Raw genomic sequence first — 20,019 nt, forward strand, 5'->3', positions numbered from 1 at the left:
GGAGTGGTCTGCCAATCGGCAGGCCAGCTAGGCGATTCAGCCCAGGGCCTTGGCCTTGGCCACCACGTTGTCGACGGTGAAGCCGAATTTCTCCAGGCAGACCGGGCCGGGGGCCGAGGCACCGAAGCGGTCGATCGAGACGGTGTCGCCGTCGAAGCCGGTGAACTTGTGCCAGCCGAAGCTGCTGGAGGCTTCCACCACGACGCGCTTGCGGCAGGCGGCGGGCAGCACGCTCTCCCGGTAGGCGGCGTCCTGTTCTTCGAACAGCTCGATGCAGGGCATCGAGACCACGCGCACGTTCTTGCCCTCAGCGCGCAGCTGGGCGGCGGCCTTGGTGCAGAGCTCGAGCTCGGTGCCGGTGCCGATCAGGATCAGATCGGGGCTGCCGTTGCTGTCTTCCAGGATGTAGCCGCCCTTGGCCACATGGGCCGCGGCCGAACCGGGCTGGTTGGCCATGGCCTGGCGGCTGAGGGCGAGCACCGTGGGGCGCTTGCGGTTGGTGACGGCCACCTGGTAGGCGCCCATGGTCTCGTTGCCGTCACCGGGGCGGATCACCAGCAGGTTGGGGATGGCGCGCAGGTTGGCGAGGGTTTCCACCGGCTGGTGGGTGGGGCCGTCTTCGCCCAGGCCGATCGAGTCGTGGGTGAGCACGTAGATGCAGCCCAGCTCGCTCAGGGCCGACAGACGCATGGCACCAATCATGTAGCCGGCGAACACCAGGAAGGTGCCGCCGTAGGGGATCAGGCCGCTGCCGTGGTACGCGATGCCGTTCATGATCGCGGCCATGGCGTGCTCGCGCACCCCGAAGTGCAGGTAGCGGTTGGCTTCCCCGCCCTTCTGGAAGCTGGCTTCTCCCTTGATGTCGGTGAGGTTGGAGTGGGTGAGGTCGGCGGAGCCGCCGATCAGCTCGGGCAGGTTGGGGCCGAAGGCATTCAGGGCGTTGTAGGAGTGCTGGCGGGTGGCCAGGCCCTTGTCTTCGGGGCTGAAGCTGGGCAGGGAGGCATCCCAGCCCTGGGGCAGTTCACCGCGGAGCTGGCGCTCGAATTCGGCGGCTTCGGCGGGGTACTGGCTGCGGTAGGTGGCCAGGGTGGCGTTCCAGGCCGATTCCAGAGCTTCACCGCGGCTGATCGCCTGGCGCCAGTGGTCGTAGGCGTCCTGGGGGACTTCGAAGGGGCCGTAGCTCCAATCGAGGGCCTTGCGGGTCAGTTCGGCCTCATCGGCGCCGAGGGCCGCGCCGTGGACGCCGGCGGTGTTGGCCTTGTTGGGGGAGCCATAGCCGATGGTGGTGGTCACCTTGATCAGGCTGGGCTTGTCGGTGACGGCCTTGGCGGCCTCAATCGCCCGGGCAATGCCCTCCACGTCCGTGTTGCCATCCGCCACGTGCTGGACATGCCAGCCGTAGGCCTCATAGCGCTTCATCACGTCCTCGGTGAAGGACACGGCGGTGTTGCCGTCGATGGTGATGTGGTTGTCGTCGTAGAGGGCGATCAGCTTGCCCAGGCCCAAGTGGCCGGCCAGGGAGGCGGCCTCACCGCTCACACCCTCCTGGTTGCAGCCGTCGCCCATGATCACGTAGGTGTAGTGATCGACGAGCTCACAGCCGGGCTTGTTGAATTTGGCGGCCAGGTGGGCTTCGGCGATGGCCAGACCCACGGCGTTGGAGATGCCCTGACCCAGGGGGCCGGTGGTGACCTCAACGCCTGGGGTTTCAAAGGTTTCGGGGTGACCTGGGGTACGGCTGCCCCACTGGCGGAACTCCTTGATGTCGTCCAGGGTCACCGAGTCGTAGCCCGTGAGGTGCAGCAGCGCATACAGCAGCATGCAGCCGTGGCCCGCAGACAGCACGAAGCGGTCGCGGTTGAACCACTTGGGGTTCCTGGGGTTGTGCTGGAGCACCCTGTCCCACAGCGCGAACGCCATCGGTGCGCAGCCCATGGGCAGCCCCGGGTGGCCGGAGTTCGACTTGTTGATCGCGTCGATGGCCAGGAAGCGGATGCTGTTGACGCAGAGCGATTCGACGGATGTGGAGGGAGCGACGACCATGGCTATGGCAGGTACGGGTTAGGGAGTGGGAGGGTCACGCCATACGGCGGAACGCCAGGCAGACGTTGTGACCGCCAAACCCGAAGGAGTTGGAGAGCACCACGTTGAGGGTGTGTTCCCTGGCCTGGTTGGGAACCACATCCAGATCACAGGCGGGATCCGGATTTTGGTAATTGATGGTAGGCGGAACGAGGTTGTGCTCCATCGCCAGGACCGCAGCGACGGCCTCGATGCCGCCGCTGCCTCCGAGGAGGTGGCCGGTCATCGACTTGGTGGAACTCACCGGAATCCGGTAGGCCCGCTCACCGAGCGCGCTCTTGATGGCGGAGGTCTCGTTGCTGTCGTTGGCCTGGGTGCTGGTGCCGTGGGCGTTGACGTAATCCACGGCCTCGGGCTCGAGCTGGGCATCCCTGAGGGCCAGGCGCATGGCTTCGGCACCACCGATCCCCCCCGGCGAGGGGGAGGTGATGTGGTGGGCGTCGCAGGTCATGCCGTAGCCCACCACCTCAGCCAGGATCTGGGCTCCCCGGGCCTTGGCGTGGTCCAGGCTTTCGAGCACCAGCACCCCGGAGCCTTCGCCGATCACGAAGCCGTTGCGCTCCGCATCAAAGGGACGGCTGGCGGTGGTGGGATCGTCGTTGCGGAAGGACAGGGCCTTGGCACTGGCAAAACCGGCGACCCCCAGGGGGGTGATCGCTGACTCAGCCCCGCCGGCCACCATCACGTCAGCCAGGCCCAGCTGGATCAGGCGGTAGGCATCACCGATGGCATTGGACCCGGCCGCGCAGGCCGTAGCCACGGCACTGCTGGGCCCTTTGGCACCGAGGGCGATCGCCGCCAGGCCGGTGGCCATGTTGGGGATCATCATCGGCACGCAGAACGGGCTGACCCGATCGGGGCCCCGATCCTTCAGCACGTGGGCCTGGGTTTCCATCATCAGCAGACCGCCGACGCCGGAGCCGATGGCGGTGCCGACCCGATGCTGGTTGGTCTCATCAATGGTGAGGCCGGCATGGATCACGGCCTGCTTGGCGGCCACCACACCAAACTGGCAGAACCGGTCCCAGCGCTTGGATTCCTTGGGCTCCAGCCAACCTGAGGGGTCGAAGTCCTTGACCTCGGCGGCAAAGCGACAGGCGTGGCGGCTGGCGTCAAACAGGGTGATCCCCGCCACGCCATTGCGTGCCGTACTCAGACCTTCCCAGTAGCTGGAAACGTCATTGCCAATCGGTGTGACCGCGCCGAGGCCGGTGACGACGACGCGCTGGAGACCCTGCACCATGGGGTGGCTCAGGCCTGCTTGTCCTGGATGAACTTGACGGCGTCACCCACGGTGGTGATGCCTTCGGCGGCCTCGTCCGGAATTTCGATGTCGAAGGCCTCTTCCAGGGCCATCACCAGTTCGACGGTGTCGAGGGAGTCGGCGCCCAGATCGTTCTGGAAGTTGGATTCGGGCTTCACTTCCCCGGCATCAACGCTGAGCTGCTCGGCAACGATCGAGCGCACTTTCTCGAAGATCGCTTCCTGGGACATGGCCGCTGTGAGAGTCGACGCACTCTACGGGTCACCCCGCAGGACACCCCCCGGCGTATGAACAAGGGTGACGGGCTGCGGGGAGGCTCCGTTCGGGTCGGAGGGCTTTGGGTACGTTGGGCTCCACGCCGTCCGTCACTGGACCATGTCCCACGCCGTCAAGATCTACGACACCTGCATTGGCTGCACCCAGTGCGTGCGTGCCTGCCCCCTCGATGTCCTCGAGATGGTGCCCTGGGACGGCTGCAAGGCCGGTCAGATCGCCTCGTCGCCTCGCACCGAAGACTGCGTGGGCTGCAAGCGCTGCGAAACCGCTTGCCCTACCGACTTCCTCAGCATCCGGGTGTACTTGGGCGACGAGACCAGCCGCTCCATGGGTCTCTCCTACTGAGTTCGATTCTTCGGCTTTACTGCCAATAAGCTCAGGCCCGGCCCCTCGCCGGGCTTTTTTTGCGCCCTTCGCCGGCCCTGGCCTATGTGCGGCATCGTTGCCCTGATTGGATCCCGAGAGGCGGCTCCCCAGCTGCTGGAGGGCTTGCGCCAGCTCGAATACCGGGGCTACGACTCCGCCGGCATCGCCACGGTGGACGCCGAAGCCGGCCAGGGGCCGGGCCGGCTCCATTGCCTCAAGGCCGAGGGCAAGCTGGTGAACCTCACGGCGCGGTTTGACGCCCAGGGTGCCCCGGGTCACTGCGGCATCGGCCACACCCGCTGGGCCACCCACGGCAAGCCGGAGGAGCGCAACGCCCACCCCCACCTCGATGGCAGCGGTCAGGTGGCGGTGGTGCAGAACGGCATCATCGAGAACTTCCGCACGCTGCGAGAGGAGCTGCAGGCTGAAGGCGTGGTGTTCCGTTCCGAGACGGACACGGAGGTGATCCCCCATCTGCTGGCGCGGCAGCTGGCGCGGTTCACGGCGGAGGGTCGTAGGCCCAGCGGCGGCCTGTTGTTGGAGGCGGTGCAGCAGGTGTTGCCCCTGCTCCAGGGGGCCTATGCCCTGGCGGTGGTGTGGGCCGAGGTGCCCGGAGCCCTGGTGGTGGCCCGTAAGGCGGCGCCCCTGTTGATCGGCTTGGGCGAGGGGGAGTTTCTGTGTGCCAGTGACACCCCGGCCCTGGCGGGTTTCACCCGCACGATCCTGCCGATGGAAGACGGCGAGGTGGCCCTGCTCACGCCCCTGGGCATCGAGCTCTATGACGCCGGCGGGGAACGGGTGCAGCGCAGCCCCAGCCTGCTGAGCGGCACCGAACACGTGGCGGACAAGCGCAGCTTCCGCCACTTCATGCTCAAGGAGATCCACGAGCAGCCCGAGACGGCGGCCCTGTGGGTGGCCCGCCACCTGCCCGAGGCCGTGGCGGGTCAGGCCAGCCCCCTGGTGGCCCTGCCCCTGGCGGCGGAGGTGTTTGAGGGGGTGGAGCGCATTCAGATCCTGGCCTGCGGCACCAGCCGCCATGCCGCTCAGGTGGGGGCCTATCTGCTCGAGCAGCTGGCGGGCATCTCCACGAGCGTCTTCTACGCCAGTGAGTTCCGCTATGCGCCCCCGCCGCTGTCGCCCCACACCCTCACGATCGGGGTCACCCAGTCGGGGGAAACCGCGGACACCCTGGCGGCCCTGGCGATGGAGCAGGAGCGGCGCCAGCTGGTGGCCGATCCGGCCTATGCGCCGCGGCTGCTCGGGATCACCAACCGCCCGGAGAGCTCCCTGGCGCGGATGGTCGATCACATCCTCGACATCGGTGCCGGCATCGAGGTGGGTGTGGCGGCCACCAAGACGTTCCTGGGCCAGCTGCTGGCCTTCTACGCCCTGGCCCTGGCCTTTGCCGAGCGGCGGGTGGGCCAGCGCCAGGGGGGCGGCAGCTCGGGCCGGAGCCGTGAGGAGCTCAAGGCCCTGGTGGCCCAGCTGCGCCTGCTGCCCCAGCAGCTCGAAGCCCTGGTGGCCGACCACGACCAGCGCTGTGCCGCCCTGGCCCACCACTTCGAGGGCACCCAGGACGTGATCTTCCTGGGCCGAGGCATCAACTTCCCGATTGCCCTAGAGGGGGCCCTCAAGCTCAAGGAGATCAGCTACATCCACGCCGAGGGCTACCCGGCCGGCGAGATGAAGCACGGCCCGATCGCCCTGCTCGACGCCAAGGTGCCGGTGGTGTCGATCGCGGTGCCTGGCACGGTGTTCGACAAGGTGCTCAGCAACGCCCAGGAGGCCAAGGCGCGCGACGCCCAGTTGATCGGGGTGGCCCCCGACTGCCCAGATGCCGAGCTGTTTGACACCCTCCTTCCCGTGCCGGTGGTGGACGAGCTCCTCAGCCCGCTGCTGACGGTGATCCCGATGCAGCTGCTGAGCTATCACATTGCTGCCCACCGGGGCTTGGATGTGGATCAGCCCCGCAATCTGGCCAAGAGCGTCACGGTCGAGTAGCGGCGACGCTGTCGCTGCGGCCATAGCGGTCTTCGAAGCGCACGATGTCGTCTTCGCCCAGGTAGGGCCCGCTCTGCACTTCGATCAGTTCCACCGGGATTTTGCCGGGGTTGGAGAGGCGGTGGCGGCAGCCCAGGGGGATGTAGGTGCTCTGGTTTTCGCCCACCAGCTCCTGGTGCCCGTCCTTGTCCACCACCGCGGTGCCCTGCACCACGATCCAGTGCTCGGCGCGGTGGTGGTGCATCTGCAGCGACAGGCTGGCGCCGGGGTTGACCACGATCCGCTTGACCTGCCAGCGCTCCCCCTCGGTGACGCCGTCGTAGGAGCCCCAGGGGCGGTAGATCTTGCGGTGGGCCTTGCTTTCGGGTGCGCCCTCCTCCTCCAGCAGCCCGACGATGCGCTTCACGTCCTGGGCCCGGTCGCGGTGGGCCACCAGCACCACGTCGTCCGTTTCCACCACCACCAGATCCTCCACGCCCAGACCCACCACCAGGCGGTGTTCGCTGCGCAGATAGCAGTTGCGAGCGTCCTCATGGATCACCCGGCCCCGCAGCACGTTGCCCTGGGCGTCCTGATCGGCCGTTTCCCACAGGGCGCTCCAGCTGCCCACATCGCTCCAGCCCGCCTCCAGGGGCAGCACGGCGCCGCGGTCGGTGCGCTCCATCACGGCCACGTCGAGGGCCACGTTCGGGCAGCCGGCAAAGGCTTCCCGCTCCAGCCGCAGGAAATCCAGATCGGCGCTGTCCTGTTCCAGGGCGGCCCGGCAGGCGCTCACCACCTCTGGGGCCAACCGCTCCAGCTCCGCCAGGATGGCGCTGGCCTTGAACAGGAACATGCCGCTGTTCCAGGTGAAGCGGCCGGTGGCCAGGAAGGCTTCGGCGGTGGCCCGATCGGGCTTTTCCACAAACCGGGCGATCGGCACCGGGGCGCTGGCCGCTGCCAATGCCTGGGCCGCCTCGATGTAGCCGTAGCCCGTCTCCGGGGCCGTGGGCACGATCCCGAAGGTCACCAGCTGGCCGGCCTCGGCCGCCGCTGCTCCAGCGATGACGGTGGCGCGGAAGGCCGCCGCATCCCGGATCACATGGTCGGCCGCCAGCACCAGCAGCAGCGGATCGTTGCCCTGGGCGGTGGCCTGCAGGGCCGCCACCGCCACCGCCGGGGCGGTGTTGCGGCCGATCGGCTCCAGCAGGATGGCGGCCGGCTCCACGCCGATCTGGCGCATCTGCTCCGCCACGATGAAGCGGTGGTCTTCGTTGCAGATCAAAAGGGGTGGGGCCAGGCCCGGCAAGCCTTCCAGGCGCTGCTGGGTCTGTTGCAGCAGGGTGTCTTCGCCCCGGCCGGCCAGGGCCCAGTACTGCTTGGGGTAACTCGCCCGCGACAGCGGCCACAGCCGGGTGCCGGTGCCGCCGCACAGGATCACCGGTACAAGACTTGTCATCGCGCGGGGTGAAAGTGAGGCCTCACGCCATTCCAGCAGTTGAGTGCCCGGTTTGCCTCCGCTCAGGCTGCTGCTTGTTTTGTGTCCAACGCTGGTAGCTCAGGCGATGTGCCAACCCTCCATGACTCTGTACGGGCTGTACGGAATCAAGGAGGGTTGGACCACGAGGGGTGGGACCAGGCCAGCGCGTTCAGGTCAATGCGTCGACAAAGGTTCGTCGAGCAACGTTCGGGTTGGCTCCGCTCGGCTTGTCTCCGGGCCCATCCCCAGTTCCAGCAGTCCGGGCGGGGGGGTGATGCCGATCCAACCTTCGGCCAGGTGCACTTCCGGCACGATGGCGTTCACAAAGGGGATCAGGATCCGGCGCGGGCCGTTCGGCGTGTCCTGTTCCACCTCCAGCAGGTCGTTGCCGGCATGCATCAGATCGCAGACCCGCCCGATCGGCTCCTGCGTCTCCAGCAGCCGCACTTCCGTCCCCACCAGATCCAGCAGATGAAATTCCCCCCGGGCGAGTTTGGGGCGGTCGCTGGCGCGCACCAGCAGCTGCTCGCCCACCAGGGCTTCGGCCGCCTCGCGGCTGTCGACGGCGGCCAGCCGCACCACAAACAGCTCCTTGCCGGGCAGTTGCCTGCCACCCCGCAGCTCCACCACCCGCGGCGTCTCGTCGCGCCGCTGCAGCCAGCGGTGGCCGGCCCGGGTGAAGCGCTCCGGGAAATCGCTCAGGGGCAGGATCCGCAGTTCCCCTTTCAGGCCCTGGGCCGCCACCACCTTGCCCACCACCAGCAGGTCATCCGGCGGGCCCTCGATCGGTGTTGGATCAGCCATGGGCGGCGCACTCCCTCGCCCCCCGATAATGGCGCCACGCCTCGCCTCAACCATGGCCGACCTGCCGATCCTGCCGGGCTCCACCGTGGTGGTGCGAGACGGCCGCTCCATTTACAACGGCTACCGCGGCTTCGTGCAGCGGATCAGCGGCCAGCAGGCCGCAGTGTTGTTCGAAGGCGGCAACTGGGACAAGTTGGTGACCATGCCGCTCAGGACCCTGGAGCAGGTCTGACGGCAGCCAGGGCTGCCCTGGCGGCTTCCTGTTCCGCACTGCGCCGGGAGGGTCCCCAGCCGATGTGGCTGGCGTGGCCGCTGAGCTCCACCGTGCAGCGGAAGCGGCGCGGGTCGGCATGCACCCGGCTGCACTCCTGGCAGCGGTAGCTGGGCAATCCCAGGCCTTCACCCTGGCTCCATTCCTGCAGGGCCGACTTCCAGTTGTGGCGGTCGGGATCGGCCAGCAGCTCGACGCTGCTGCGCTGCCAGTGGGGGGTAAGCCAGCGGTGTACCGGCGCCAGGCCTCCTTCGCCCGCGCCCCAGGCCTCATAGAGACCGCCCAGCAGGGCCTCACAGCATTCGGCCCGCACGGTGGCCCGGCCGGCGCGGTCGCCGCTGGCCATCGGACCCAGGTGCAGCAGGGCTTCGATGCCGCAGCGCTCTCCCAGCTCCGCCAACCAGCGGTCGCTCACCAGCTGGGCCCGCAGGGCCGAGCAGCGCCCCACGCTGAGGTCGGGGTGGTACTGCTGCAGGAATTCGGCCGCCGCCAGGCGCAGCACGGCATCGCCCAGAAACTCCAGCCGCTCGTGGTTGATCGGGCGCCCGGCGGACGTGTGGGTGAGGGCCTCCTCGATCGGGGCGAGATCGCGGTTGCCGGGCTCCAGGTCCAGGGACCGCAGGAAGGCAACCAACTGCTGGTGGCGTTCGGGCCGCATGGCGGGCTGGAGAAAAGGGTGAAAGCAGGACGTAAGCCGGGTTCTGTTCTCCCACCAGCGAGCCGGCGGGGGGTGATCATCTGTCTGGGACCGCCGTTACCGGCGGCCTCGAGCGGCGCACTTGAAGCGGGACGGGTGTCATGGCCAACCGTTGTCCCTGGGCCTTGCTCCCAGCCGGGGTTTACCGAGCCAGCACCTCTCGATGCTGCTGGTGCGCTCTTACCGCACCCTTGCACCCTTACCTGTGCTCTCCTCCACCGAAGCGGAAGCGGGGCCATCGGCGGTGTGTTTCTGTGGCACTGTCCTCACGGTCGCCCGCACTGGGCGTTACCCAGCAGGCCTGGCCATTGGGGAGCCCGGACTTTCCTCAACCAGGCGCCGAAGCTGGTCTCGAGAACCGTTCCGAAGAGCGACTCCCAGATGGACTTCGACCCTGATCGCGATCACCTCGCCTGCTTTCGGGTTCCATAATGAACCGCCAGGGGGCTGTAGCTCAGCCGGATAGAGCGACGGTTTCCTAAACCGTAGGTCGTGGGTTCGAGTCCCGCCAGCCCCGTTCTTCCCCGTGGTGGTGTCGGGGCGCACCAGGGGCCTGGGGCGTAGCGAGCGCTACCGGTAGTGGTCTTCCCATTCGGGCCACCGGGGCTAGCGTGGTCCCAGTCGTCTGACCGCGATGACCCAGCTTCATGATCTGCGTCTGCGTCTGCTGGTGCAGCAGGAGAGCGAGCGCATCGCCGACAGCCAACCCGATGAGCTGGATCTCTCGGTGGTGCAGGCCCGCTGCCTGTGCTGGCTGGCCCTGCTGGCCGAGGCCCATGAGGAGCAGGCCACCGATGCGGAGCGCCGCGGGGACACGGAACAGGCCATGGGCTGGTTTGCCGATTCGATGCGGCTGCGCGATGTGATCAACGTGGTCACGTCGATCGAGATTCCGCTGCCGGCGGCCAGTGGCGACGCCGACGATTTCAGCGAAGACCAGCGCGACCAGGGCCCCCTGGCGGCATGAGTGCCATGATGGGATTTGACAACCCAAGGGAATGCGGTGCCCGAAGAGCCCTGCCAATGCCCTGATTGCCAGCGGTTCTATCGGGAACACGACCGGCTGATCCGCGAAAATCCCACCCTGCGCCAGCAGCAGGAGCTCAATTGGGCTGCGCTGCAATCCTTCCGCACCCTGGCGGGCAGGGTGATGGAAGAGCTCCAGAAGCAACAGGAGGCGGCTGAGTCGGCGGCCAACTCCGCCAATCCGGCTCCTGCGGTCTCGGCGGCTGGGGCTGGGGCCAATCAGTCCAGTGATCAGGCCGCTGAGCCCGATGCCGTGCAGCAGGCCATGGCCGATCTGGAAAACATCAACGCCCATCTGTTCTCGATCGAGGCCCTGATGGAGCGCATCTTCGATGTGCGGGTGCCGGAAGAGGTAGAGCAGAAGTTCCGTGAGGTGGCGGGTGAACTGGCCCCCGATCCCCTCAACGCCGATCGCCTGCGACTCAACCGTCTGCTCCACCAGACCCCGGACCTGCCCGGTTAGACCATCTCCCTGGTCAGTCCAGCTCGCAGGTGATGGTCACCGGGAAGCTCTCGGCCTTCCAGATGCGCTCGGCGTATTCCCGGATGGACCGATCGGAGGAGAAGAAGCCGCTGCGGGCTGAATTGAGCAGGGACATCCGGTTCCAGCGGCCCCGGTCGGCCCAGGTGCGGTCCACCTCGGCTTGGGCCCGCAGATAGTCGTTGAAATCGGCCAGCACGAAGAAGGGATCGCGGCCCGTGAGGTTCTGCAGCAGGGGGCGGAACAGGTCGCCGTCGCCGTTGCTGAAATGGCCTTGCTCCACCAGCCGCAGGATTTCGGCCAGCTCCGGCATGGCGCCGATCAGCTCCCAGGGGCGATAGCCCGCGTTGTGCAGGCTGGAGATTTCTTCTGCGGTCTTGCCGAACAGGAAGAAATTCTCGGCGCCCACCTGCTCGCGGATCTCCACATTGGCGCCATCGAGGGTGCCGATGGTGAGGGCCCCGTTCATGGCGAATTTCATGTTGCCGGTGCCCGAGGCCTCCTTGCCGGCGGTGGAGATCTGCTCGGAGAGGTCGGAGGCGGGATAGACCCGCTCGCCCAGCTTCACGTTGTAGTCGGCCAGGAAGATCACCCGTAGCCGCCCGTCCATGTCGGGGTCGGCGTTGATCGTTTCGGCGATGCCGTTGATGAAACGGATGATCAGTTTGGCCATGTAGTAGCCGGGCGCTGCCTTGCCGCCGAAGATCACCGTGCGGGGAGCCATGCCGTCGGCCTGGCCGTTCTTGATGCGCAGGTACTGGGCCACCACCTGGAGCGCATTGAGGTGCTGGCGCTTGTATTCGTGGATCCGCTTCACCTGCACGTCGAACAGGGAGGCCGGATCGACCAGGACACCGGTATGGCGGTGGATGTAATGGCTCAGTTGCCCTTTCACCGTCAGTTTTGTGGCCTGCCAGCGCTCCAGGAAGCTGCTGTCATCCACAAACTGCTCGAGTTTGCGCAGCTCATCGAGCCGGTTGATCCAACCTTCCCCGATCGATTCATTCAGCAGCGCAGACAGCTTGGGATTGGCCAGGCCAACCCAGCGCCGGGGGGTGACGCCGTTGGTGACGTTGGTGAACTTCTCGGGCCATAGAGCCGCGAATTCTGGGAAGAGCTCGGTTTTGACCAGTTCGCTGTGCAGGGCGGCCACGCCATTGACGTGGTGGGACGCCACGGTGGCCAGGTTGGCCATGCGCACCGCCTTGCCGCCGTCCTCGTCGATGATCGAGACCTTGCGCAGGATCTGTTCGTTGCCTGGGTACTTGAGACGCACCTGCTGCAGGAAACGGCGGTTGATCTCGTAAATCAGCTCCAGATGCCGGGGCAGGAGGGAGCCGAACAGCCCCAGACCCCACTTCTCCAGCGCCTCCGGCAGCAGGGTGTGGTTGGTGTAGGCCAAGGAGCGGCTGGTGATGCTCCAAGCCGCGTCCCACTCGAGGTGTTTGTCATCGAGCAGCAACCGCATCAGCTCGGCGACGGCGATGGCCGGGTGGGTGTCGTTGAGTTGGACGGCCCAGTGATCGGGAAACTCGGTGATCGGAATGCCGCGCGCATCGAGGTTGCGGATCATGTCCTGCAGGGAGCAGCTCACGAAGAAGTGCTGCTGCTTGAGGCGCAGGCGACGGCCCTCATCGGTGCCGTCGTTCGGGTAGAGCACCTTGGAGAGGGTTTCCGAACCCACCTTCTCCTCCACGGCTCCGTAGTAGTCGCCGATGTTGAAGGCGTAGAAGTCGAAGGACTCGGTGGCGTCGGCCCGCCACAGGCGAAGCCGGTCGCAGGTGTTCACCCGATAGCCCAGAACCGGCACGTCGTGGGGGATGCCGATGGCGTGCTCTTCGGGGATCCAGCGCACCCGGTAGGTGCCGTGCTCGTCGCGGTAGCTCTCGGTGCGTCCGCCGAAACCCACGAAGCAGGCCTGGTCCGGGTGGGGCAGCTCCCACGGCCAACCGCTCTTGAGCCACTTGTCGGTGATTTCCACCTGCCAGCCGTCGCGGATCAGCTGGTCGAAGATGCCGAATTCGTAGCGGATCCCATAGCCGGTGGCGGGGATCTCCAGGGAGGCCAGGGATTCGAGGAAACAGGCGGCCAGCCGCCCCAGGCCGCCATTGCCCAGGCCGGGCTCCTCTTCGACGTCGAGGATCTCGTTGATGTCGTTGATGCCGAAGCGCCGTAGGGCCTCAGCGGCCTCCTGCTGGATGCCGAGCATCAGCAGGTTGTTGCCCAGCTGGGGGCCGATCAGGAATTCGGCCGAGAGGTAGGCCACCGCCCGGGTGGGGGTGGCCCGCAGGGCTTCGATGCCGGCCAGGTAGCGGGTCATCAGCCGGTCGCGCACGGCGTAGCTGAGCGCCATGTAGAGGTCGTGGCGGCTGGCCGTGGGGGCGAGCTTGCCGAGCGTGTAGAAGAGGTGCTCGGTCATGCCGTCGAACACGTCGTCGGCCGTCAGTCCACTGCGGTCGGGGTCCGCGTAGCAGCCCGGGGTGGGCAGGCGCAGGTTGCTGGGTTGCGGGTCGCTCATGCTGCCAATCCTCGGTCATCGGCCTCGGCAAGGCCCGGATTCCAGCGCCAGTTGGTCACTTCGGGGGCATCCATGCCGTGTTCATGGGCATGGGCGCGGTTGGTGAGGATCGCTTCCTTCATCCGCTCCTTCACATGGGCTGCCCGGGATCCCAACCCCGGAACCCGGTCGATCACATCGATCACCAGGTTGAAGCGGTCGATCTGGTTGTTCATCGCCAGCTCCAGCGGCGTGTTGATGTTCCCTTTCTCCTTGTAGCCGCGCACATGGAAGTTGGCGTGGTTGGTGCGGCGGTAGGTGAGGCGGTGGATCAGCCACGGGTAACCGTGGAAGTTGAAGATCACTGGCCGGTCGGTGGTGAACAGGGAATCGAAGTCGCGGTCGCTCAAGCCGTGGGGGTGCTCACTGGGCTGGGTGAGGGCGAACAGCTTCACCACATTCAGCACCCGGATCTTGAGCTTGGGGATCTCGCGGCGCAGGATCTCAACGGCCGCCAGCACCTCCTTGGTGGGGATGTCGCCGGCGCAGGCCATCACCACGTCCGGTTCGTCGGCTTCGGTGCCGCTGTGGTCGTTGGACGCCCAGCTCCACAGGCCGATGCCCTTGGCCACATGGGCGCGGGCCTCCTCCAGGGTCAGGTATTGGAGGTGCTTCTGCTTGTCGCTGACGATGATGTTGCAGACGTTCGGCTCGATCAGGGCCTGTTCGGCCACCGCCAGCAGGCAGTTGGCATCGGCGGGCAGGTACACCCGCACCACCTCGCCGCTCTTGTTGCCGGCCAGGTCGATGAAGCCGGGGTCCTGGTGGGTGAAGCCGTTGTGGTCCTGCCGCCACACGGTGGAGCTGATCAGGCAGTTCCAGGGGGAGATGGGGGCGCGCCAGGGGGCGTGGTGGATGCAGCTCTCCAGCCACTTGGCGTGCTGGTTGAACATCGAGGCGATCACATGGGCAAAGGCCTCGTAGGTGTGGAAGAAGCCGTGGCGGCCGGTGAGCAGGTAGCCCTCCATCATTCCCACCAGGGTGTGTTCGCTGAGCATCTCCACCACCCGGCCCTTGCGGGCCAGTTCGCCGCCGTCCAGGTCTTCGGGAAGGAACTCCTCCATCCACACCTTCTTGCTGCGGGCGTAGATGGCCTGCAACCGGTTGGAGGCGGTTTCATCCGGGCCGAACACGCGCACCGAATCGGGGTTGTGCTCGATGGCATCGCGCAGCAGTTCCCCCAGGGCCGCCGTGTTCTCGAACTCCACCTGGCCCGGGGACGGCACCGCCACGGCGTAGGCGCTGCAGGGGGGCAGATGCAGCTTGCGCCGCAGCAGGCCGCCGTTGGCGTGGGGGTTGGAGCCCATTCGCCGCGGGCCCTGGGGGGAGAGGGCCTGCAGTTCAGGCACCAGGGTGCCGTTGGCGTCGAACAGCTCCCAGGGGCGATAGCTCTTCAGCCAGGCCTCCAGCTGTTGCCGTTGGGCCGGGTCGTGGCGGGGATCGGGCAGGGGCACCTGGTGGCTGCGCCAGAAGCCCTCGAGTTTTTTGCCGTTCAGCGCGGTGGGGCCGGTCCAGCCCTTCGGAGAGCGCAGCACGATCATCGGCCAGGCCGGCCGGCTCACGCTGGTGGGGTCGGCACTGTGGCGCGCTTCCGTCTGGATGGCCTGAATGCGGCCGATGGCCTGGTCCATGGCCTCCGCCATGGCGGCATGCATCGCCATCGGCTCGCTGCCCTCCACGAACAGGGGTTCCCAGCCGTAGCCGCGCAACAGGCTGGCCAGTTCGGCTTTGGGGATGCGGGCCAGCAGGGTGGGGTTGGCGATCTTGTAGCCGTTCAGGTGCAGCACCGGCAGCACCGCCCCGTCGCCGATCGGGTTGAGGAATTTGTTGATGTGCCAGCTGGTGGCCAGCGGACCGGTTTCGGCCTCGCCGTCACCGACGCAGGCCAGGGCAATCAGGGAGGGGTTGTCGAACACCGCCCCGCAGGCGTGGGACAGCACGTAGCCCAGTTCACCGCCTTCATGGATCGAGCCGGGGGTTTCCGGAGTGCAGTGGCTGCCGATGTGCCCCGGAAACGAAAACTGCCGCAGGAAGCGCCCCATCCCCGCGGCATCCTGGGATTTATCGGGATACACCTCGCTGTAGGAGCCGTCCAGGTAGGTGGGGGCCAGCACCCCCGGAGCGCCGTGCCCCGGCCCCGAGAGGTAGATCATGTTCAGGTCATGGGCCCGAATCATCCGGTTGGCATGGGCCCAGATGAAGGCCTGGCCCGGGCTGGAGCCCCAGTGGCCGAGCAGTCGGTTCTTGATGTGCTCCGGCTGCAGCGGTTCCGCCAGCAGGGGGTTGTCCTGCAGATAGATCATCCCCACGGCGAGGTAGTTGGCGGCCCGCCACCAGGCGTCCAGCTGCTCCAGCCCTGCCGCCATCCCTTGCCATGAATCCAGGATTCAGACCGTAGCGACGGCTGCCACACCCAACCCAGCTGCCCGCATAGAGATCAGGATCCGAACACGTCGCGGGCGCCCCTTTAGGGTCAGCCCCCGACTGCCCTGCTGCGCCCCCTGCCGCCATGGTCCTGCCAGCGCTTCTGCTTGAAATCGGCAGCCATCAGGTGGAGGTCGCCGAAACCCTCATCTCGGTGGGGGAATTCCTGGTGATCTTTGTCGCGGCCCGGATCCTGGCTGAGCTGATGGTCCGGGTCCAGCTGCCCACCATCCTGGGGGAGCTGGTGGCTGGGGTGCTGATCGGCGTGTCCGGCCTGCATCTGATCGTGCCGCCGGAAACCCAGGCCCAGATGAGTGGCTGGGGCTTGGGTCTGCTCAGTTCCCTGGCCGATCTCTCCCCGCAGGCGGTGCAGGAGATCTACGCCGAAACCTTCCCGAATCTGCAGGCCGTGTCCCAGATCGGCCTGTTTGCCCTGTTGTTTCTCACCGGCCTCGAAAGCGAGCTCGATGAGCTGGTGGCGGTGGGTGCCCAGGCCACCACCGTGGCCGTCACCGGCGTGGTGCTCCCCTTCGCCTTGGGTACCGCTGGGCTCTATTACCTCTTCCACGTGCCGCTGATCCCGGCGATTTTCGCCGGGGCGGCGATGACGGCCACGAGCATCGGCATCACGGCCAGCGTGTTCGGCGAGCTGAAGTTTCTGCGCACCCGCGAAGGCCAGACGGTGATTGGCGCCGCCGTGCTCGACGACATCCTGGGCATCGTGATCCTGGCCGTGGTGGTGAGCCTGGCCGGCGGCGAGGGCTTCAGTGCGGGGCCGATCCTCAAGCTGGTGGCTGCTGCCGGGGTGTTCGTGGCAGCGGCCCTGTTCCTGAGCCGCACGGCCGCGCCCGCCTTCGACTGGGTGCTGGATCAGCTCAAGGCCCCCGGAGAGGTGGTGGTGGCCGCCTTCGTGGTGCTGTCCCTGTGCTGTTTCGTGGCCCAGGCCATCGGCCTGGAGGCGGCCCTGGGGGCCTTTGCGGCGGGTCTGATCCTCAGTGCCTCCAAGCACACCCACGCGATTCAGGACACGGTCAAGCCCTTGGTGGCCCTGTTTGCCACGATTTTCTTCGTGCTGATCGGCACCGGCATGGACCTGTCGGTGCTCAATCCCTTCAACCCGGAGAACAGGGAAGGACTGATCGTGGCCGCGTTCCTGCTCATCGTGGCCATTGCCGGCAAGGTGGCCGCCGGCTGGAGCTATGTCAGCAAGCAAAAGACCAACCGCCTGGTGGTGGGTCTGGGGATGATGCCCCGTGGTGAGGTGGGCCTGATTTTCCTGGGGCTGGGCACCCAGGCGGGCCTGCTCACCAAACCCCTGGAGGCCGCCATCCTGCTGATGGTGATCGGCACCACCTTCCTGGCCCCGATCCTGCTCAGACTGGTGCTGGGTGGCAGTACTGGAGGGCCCGACCTTGACCCGCTCGCCGAAATTCCAACCTGAGTTTTCCCGTACGGCCTTGGCCAACATCCCGAGGCGCTGGGGCCTGAGCTGGGGCGGCTGGTTCGACAACCGCCATGGGGAGTGGTGGCTGATGGCCCAGTTGGCCCTGATCGCCGCCCACCTGCTGCCCCCCTGGCCGGCTCCCGGGGCCTGGGGCTACGCCTGGCCCCTGCCGCTGGCCCTCGGCGGTGCCGTGCTGTTTCTCGTGGGGCTGGGTTTGGCGGCCCAGGCGTTCTGGGGGCTGGGCTCCAGCCTCACGCCCCTGCCCGATCCCATTCCCGGTGCCCCGCTGGTGGTCAGCGGCGCCTACGGCCGCTGCCGCCATCCCCTCTATCAGGCCGTGCTGCTGTGTTCCCTGGGGGTGACCCTGGCCCTGGGCAGCCTGTTGCATCTCGCCCTGTTGCTGGCGCTCTGTGCCGTGTTGGGGGGCAAGGCGCGCCGCGAGGAGCGGGCCCTGGCGGCCCTGCACCCCGACTACGCCGCCTATCGCCTGCGGACGCCGGCGATCATTCCCCGTCTTCCCTGGCTCGACTGGCGAGGGCTGTGAACAGGCCCCAGCCGGCGGCGATCAGGCCGAGGCTGCTGGCCCAGTCGGGGCCAAGGGCCCAGCTCAGGGCCAGGTCGGCCAGTACGCCAATGGCCAGGGCCAGCAGCAGGCTGCTGAGCACCAGCACCAGCTGTTGGGCCGCTCCTGGCAGGGGGCCCGTTGCCAGGGCCTCCTCCAGCCGCCCGAGCGGTCCGCTCAGGGGCAGGTAGAGCGCCAGGGCCCACAGGGCGACCCCCGGCAGGAAAGGGCTCCAGTCGGGGCTGGTGAGGGGCAATGGGGCGCCGCGGATCTCCCTAGCATCGACCACCCTGGCAATGCGCGTGGTGGCTTCCCTGCCTGATCCCCAGCCCTGGAGCTACGCCGGCCATGCCGTTCATGCCGTGACGGCGGCACCGGCCCAGCCCGAAGGGCCGGCCATCCTGCTGGTGCATGGTTTTGGCGCCTCCACCGACCATTGGCGCCACAACATCCCGGTGCTGGCCCAGCGCCATGAGGTGCACGCCATCGATCTGCTGGGCTTTGGCCGCAGTGCCAAGCCCGCCGAGCTGGCCTACGGCGGCGCCCTCTGGCGCGACCAGCTGGCCGCCTACGTGAGCGAGCGGATCGGCCGCCCCACGGTGCTGGCGGGCAATTCCCTCGGCGGCTTTTCGGCCCTGGCGGCCGGGGTGGCCCTGGGCGACCTCGCGGCCGGGGTGGTGCTGCTGAATGCGGCAGGCCCGTTCAGCGATGAGCAGGCCCCCCCCAAGGGCTGGGGGGCGATCACCCGTCAGACGATTGGTGGCGCCCTGCTGAAGAGTCCGGTGCTGCAGCGGTTGCTGTTCGAAAATCTGCGCCGTCCCGCCACGATCCGCCGCACCCTCAATCAGGTGTACATCGACAAGACCAACGTCGACGACGCCCTGGTGGAGGCGATTCGGCGGCCGTCCCTGGATCCCGGGGCGTTTGGCGTGTTTCGGACCGTTTTCGATATTCCTCGCGGCCAGCCCCTCGATGCGCTGTTTGCCCAGTTGACTTGCCCGCTGTTGCTGCTCTGGGGCATCCGCGATCCCTGGATCAATGCAGCTGGCCGGCGGGCCGCCTTCCAGCGCCATGCCCCTGCCGCCACCACCGAGGTGGTGCTGGAGGCGGGCCACTGCCCCCACGATGAGGTGCCCGATCAGGTGAACGCGGCCCTGCTGGAGTGGATTGACGGCCTCAGTGCGGCCGCGGTTGCACGCCCGGCAGCCGACCTCGTGCCAGCTGCTGGCCCGGATCGAACTGCCGCTTGATGGCTTCGATCATGGGCCTGGATGGCGCATCCAGCCAGGCGGGCAGTTGGCTGCCAGGGGGTTGGCGCAGCACGGTGAGATAGCCGCCCCCCTGCTGGCAGGTGCGCCGTAAGGCTTCCACCCGGTACGGGGGCAGCTCGGCTGTGGAGGCCCAGGTGGTGCCCAGCCCGCTGCCGGCGCTCAGGCTCACCGGCAGGCCGGCCAGGGCGGGTTCCGCCAGCAGGGCGGGGGCCTGGTGGGGGCGCACCGCCAGGCGCAGCAGCCAGTCGCTCGCTTCCGGGCCCGGGCCCCGGCCGCGGGCCACCCGGGCGTTGAGCTCGGCCGGCTCCAGGGGCTGGGCTGAGATGCCGAAGGGGGAGGCCTGGGCGGCGATGCAGGCGATCTGCTCGTCGAGGGTGCGGGCGTTGATGCTGGCCAGGCTGATCAGCAGCCCGGAACTGGGGTCGTCGTCGCCGCCGTGCCACCAGTCGACCCGCTCCGGACTGAGGCTCGAACCCAACAGCCAACTGGCCAGTTGACCCAGGCCCTCCAGCGAGCCGCTGAGCCAGAGGCCCCGCCGTTGGGGGGGCACCGGCAGGGTGCGCAGGGTGACGCTGGTGATCAGGCCGAGGGAGCCCCAGCTGCCCGTGAACAGGCGCATCAGGTCATAGCCGGCCACATTTTTCACCACCTTGCCGCCGGCCCGGGCGCGGACGCCGTCGGCCCGGATCAGCTCGATGCCGATCAGCTGGTCTCGCACGCCCAAATAGCGCTGGCGCAGGCCGCCGGCCAGGCCCCGGGCCACCAGACCGCCCAGGCTGCCGCTGGCTTCTCCGCTGGGGCCGCTGCCCCAGGGCCAGTCGAGGGCCAACCACTGCCGGTGGTGGGCCAGCTCCGCCTGCAACTCCACCAGTGGTGTGCCGGCCTGCACGGTGACGGTGAAATCACCGGGGTTGTGCTCGACGATGCCGCCCAGCTGGCGGCAGCTCACTGTGCTGCTGCCGGCGGCCACGGGCGGACCCCAGCTCAGGCGGCTGCCCAGGCCAGCGGGTTGCCACGGCGTGGCCTGCCGGTGC

At 67.7% G+C, this 20,019-nt stretch carries 18 protein-coding genes, 1 tRNA gene and 1 other RNA gene; 9 read left to right on the plus strand and 11 right to left on the minus strand.

The window, feature by feature from the left end:
• Window positions 1-36: 36 nt before the first annotated feature.
• Genes tkt through acpP form a run of 3 tightly spaced genes read right to left on the minus strand, consistent with a single transcriptional unit; the run spans window position 37 to window position 3,576 of the window.
• Window positions 37-2,043 (minus strand): transketolase, encoded by a 2,007-nt coding sequence (gene tkt / locus KBY71_RS06090; RefSeq protein WP_254928061.1) that lies wholly within the window; start codon window positions 2,041-2,043, stop codon window positions 37-39.
• A 34-nt stretch (window positions 2,044-2,077) separates the two neighbouring features.
• Window positions 2,078-3,325, minus strand: a complete 1,248-nt coding sequence (gene fabF / locus KBY71_RS06095) for a beta-ketoacyl-ACP synthase II (protein ID WP_254928062.1) — start codon at window positions 3,323-3,325, stop codon at window positions 2,078-2,080.
• 8 nt (window positions 3,326-3,333) lie between these two features.
• Window positions 3,334-3,576: an acyl carrier protein gene (gene acpP / locus KBY71_RS06100; protein ID WP_190388608.1), complete on the minus strand. Its 243-nt coding sequence runs from the start codon at window positions 3,574-3,576 to the stop codon at window positions 3,334-3,336.
• Window positions 3,577-3,721: 145 nt separating this feature from the next.
• On the opposite strand from acpP, the gene psaC reads away from it, so the two are divergent.
• Together psaC and glmS are read left to right on the plus strand one after the other, a co-directional pair.
• Entirely contained in the window at window positions 3,722-3,967 is a 246-nt protein-coding gene (gene psaC, locus KBY71_RS06105; protein ID WP_006042515.1) for a photosystem I iron-sulfur center protein PsaC, read from the plus strand.
• A gap of 84 nt (window positions 3,968-4,051) precedes the next feature.
• Window positions 4,052-5,989 carry a glutamine--fructose-6-phosphate transaminase (isomerizing) gene (gene glmS / locus KBY71_RS06110; protein ID WP_254928063.1) on the plus strand — a complete coding sequence of 646 codons (1,938 nt, stop codon included), beginning with the start codon at window positions 4,052-4,054 and terminating at the stop codon, window positions 5,987-5,989.
• Here glmS and KBY71_RS06115 read toward each other — a convergent pair.
• Window positions 5,976-7,427, minus strand: a complete 1,452-nt coding sequence (locus KBY71_RS06115) for a mannose-1-phosphate guanylyltransferase/mannose-6-phosphate isomerase (RefSeq protein ID WP_254928064.1) — start codon at window positions 7,425-7,427, stop codon at window positions 5,976-5,978. The two genes, glmS and KBY71_RS06115, sit on opposite strands and share 14 nt — an antisense overlap.
• 195 nt (window positions 7,428-7,622) lie before the next feature.
• Window positions 7,623-8,252, minus strand: a complete 630-nt coding sequence (gene rimM / locus KBY71_RS06120) for a ribosome maturation factor RimM (protein WP_254928065.1) — start codon at window positions 8,250-8,252, stop codon at window positions 7,623-7,625.
• Between the two features lie 52 nt (window positions 8,253-8,304).
• Here rimM and KBY71_RS06125 point away from each other — a divergent pair, with 52 nt between their 5' ends.
• Window positions 8,305-8,484 (plus strand): NAD(P)H dehydrogenase subunit NdhS, encoded by a 180-nt coding sequence (locus KBY71_RS06125; protein ID WP_190388612.1) that lies wholly within the window; start codon window positions 8,305-8,307, stop codon window positions 8,482-8,484.
• Here KBY71_RS06125 and KBY71_RS06130 read toward each other — a convergent pair.
• Both KBY71_RS06130 and rnpB read right to left on the minus strand, forming a co-directional pair.
• A complete protein-coding gene (locus KBY71_RS06130; RefSeq protein ID WP_254928066.1) occupies window positions 8,462-9,181 on the minus strand; it encodes a ribonuclease III family protein in 720 nt (239 codons plus the stop codon). The two genes, KBY71_RS06125 and KBY71_RS06130, sit on opposite strands and share 23 nt — an antisense overlap.
• Window positions 9,182-9,198: 17 nt before the next feature.
• Window positions 9,199-9,640: RNase P RNA component class A (gene rnpB / locus KBY71_RS06135), an RNA gene on the minus strand.
• 23 nt (window positions 9,641-9,663) lie between these two features.
• Between rnpB and KBY71_RS06140 the strand changes: the two genes are divergently transcribed.
• The 3 genes from KBY71_RS06140 (at window position 9,664) to KBY71_RS06150 (ending at window position 10,709) form a co-directional block, all read left to right on the plus strand.
• Window positions 9,664-9,737: transfer RNA gene (locus KBY71_RS06140), tRNA-Arg, on the plus strand.
• A gap of 117 nt (window positions 9,738-9,854) precedes the next feature.
• Window positions 9,855-10,187, plus strand: coding sequence for a hypothetical protein (locus tag KBY71_RS06145; protein ID WP_190388614.1), 333 nt, complete (start codon window positions 9,855-9,857; stop codon window positions 10,185-10,187).
• Window positions 10,188-10,223: 36 nt separating this feature from the next.
• The gene (locus KBY71_RS06150) at window positions 10,224-10,709 is read left to right on the plus strand and encodes a hypothetical protein (RefSeq protein ID WP_254928067.1); all 486 of its coding nucleotides are present in this window, start codon (window positions 10,224-10,226) and stop codon (window positions 10,707-10,709) included.
• Window positions 10,710-10,722: 13 nt separating this feature from the next.
• Here KBY71_RS06150 and KBY71_RS06155 read toward each other — a convergent pair whose 3' ends face one another.
• Window positions 10,723-13,245, minus strand: coding sequence for a glycogen/starch/alpha-glucan phosphorylase (locus tag KBY71_RS06155; RefSeq protein ID WP_254928068.1), 2,523 nt, complete (start codon window positions 13,243-13,245; stop codon window positions 10,723-10,725).
• The gene (locus KBY71_RS06160; protein ID WP_254928069.1) at window positions 13,242-15,650 is read right to left on the minus strand and encodes a phosphoketolase; all 2,409 of its coding nucleotides are present in this window, start codon (window positions 15,648-15,650) and stop codon (window positions 13,242-13,244) included. The genes KBY71_RS06155 and KBY71_RS06160 overlap by 4 nt, the downstream gene beginning before the upstream one ends.
• Window positions 15,651-15,793: 143 nt before the next feature.
• Between KBY71_RS06160 and KBY71_RS06165 the strand changes: the two genes are divergently transcribed.
• Together KBY71_RS06165 and KBY71_RS06170 are read left to right on the plus strand one after the other, a co-directional pair.
• Window positions 15,794-17,149, plus strand: coding sequence for a cation:proton antiporter (locus tag KBY71_RS06165; protein ID WP_254928070.1), 1,356 nt, complete (start codon window positions 15,794-15,796; stop codon window positions 17,147-17,149).
• Window positions 17,121-17,696, plus strand: coding sequence for an isoprenylcysteine carboxylmethyltransferase family protein (locus KBY71_RS06170; RefSeq protein ID WP_254928071.1), 576 nt, complete (start codon window positions 17,121-17,123; stop codon window positions 17,694-17,696). Before KBY71_RS06165 ends, KBY71_RS06170 begins: the two co-directional genes overlap by 29 nt.
• Here the strand turns inward: KBY71_RS06170 and KBY71_RS06175 are convergent.
• Complete coding sequence (locus tag KBY71_RS06175) at window positions 17,656-18,003, minus strand: hypothetical protein (RefSeq protein ID WP_396095081.1); 348 nt, start codon at window positions 18,001-18,003, stop codon at window positions 17,656-17,658. The two genes, KBY71_RS06170 and KBY71_RS06175, sit on opposite strands and share 41 nt — an antisense overlap.
• A gap of 7 nt (window positions 18,004-18,010) precedes the next feature.
• Between KBY71_RS06175 and KBY71_RS06180 the strand changes: the two genes are divergently transcribed.
• Complete coding sequence (locus KBY71_RS06180; RefSeq protein ID WP_396095082.1) at window positions 18,011-18,964, plus strand: alpha/beta fold hydrolase; 954 nt, start codon at window positions 18,011-18,013, stop codon at window positions 18,962-18,964.
• Here the strand turns inward: KBY71_RS06180 and KBY71_RS06185 are convergent.
• Window positions 18,891-20,019: FAD-binding oxidoreductase (locus tag KBY71_RS06185; protein WP_254928073.1), on the minus strand; the 1,129-nt coding region annotated here is incomplete at its 5' end. The two genes, KBY71_RS06180 and KBY71_RS06185, sit on opposite strands and share 74 nt — an antisense overlap.

The sequence above is a fragment of the Cyanobium sp. T1B-Tous genome (assembly GCF_024345475.1).
Classification (GTDB): Bacteria; Cyanobacteriota; Cyanobacteriia; order PCC-6307; family Cyanobiaceae; genus Cyanobium_A.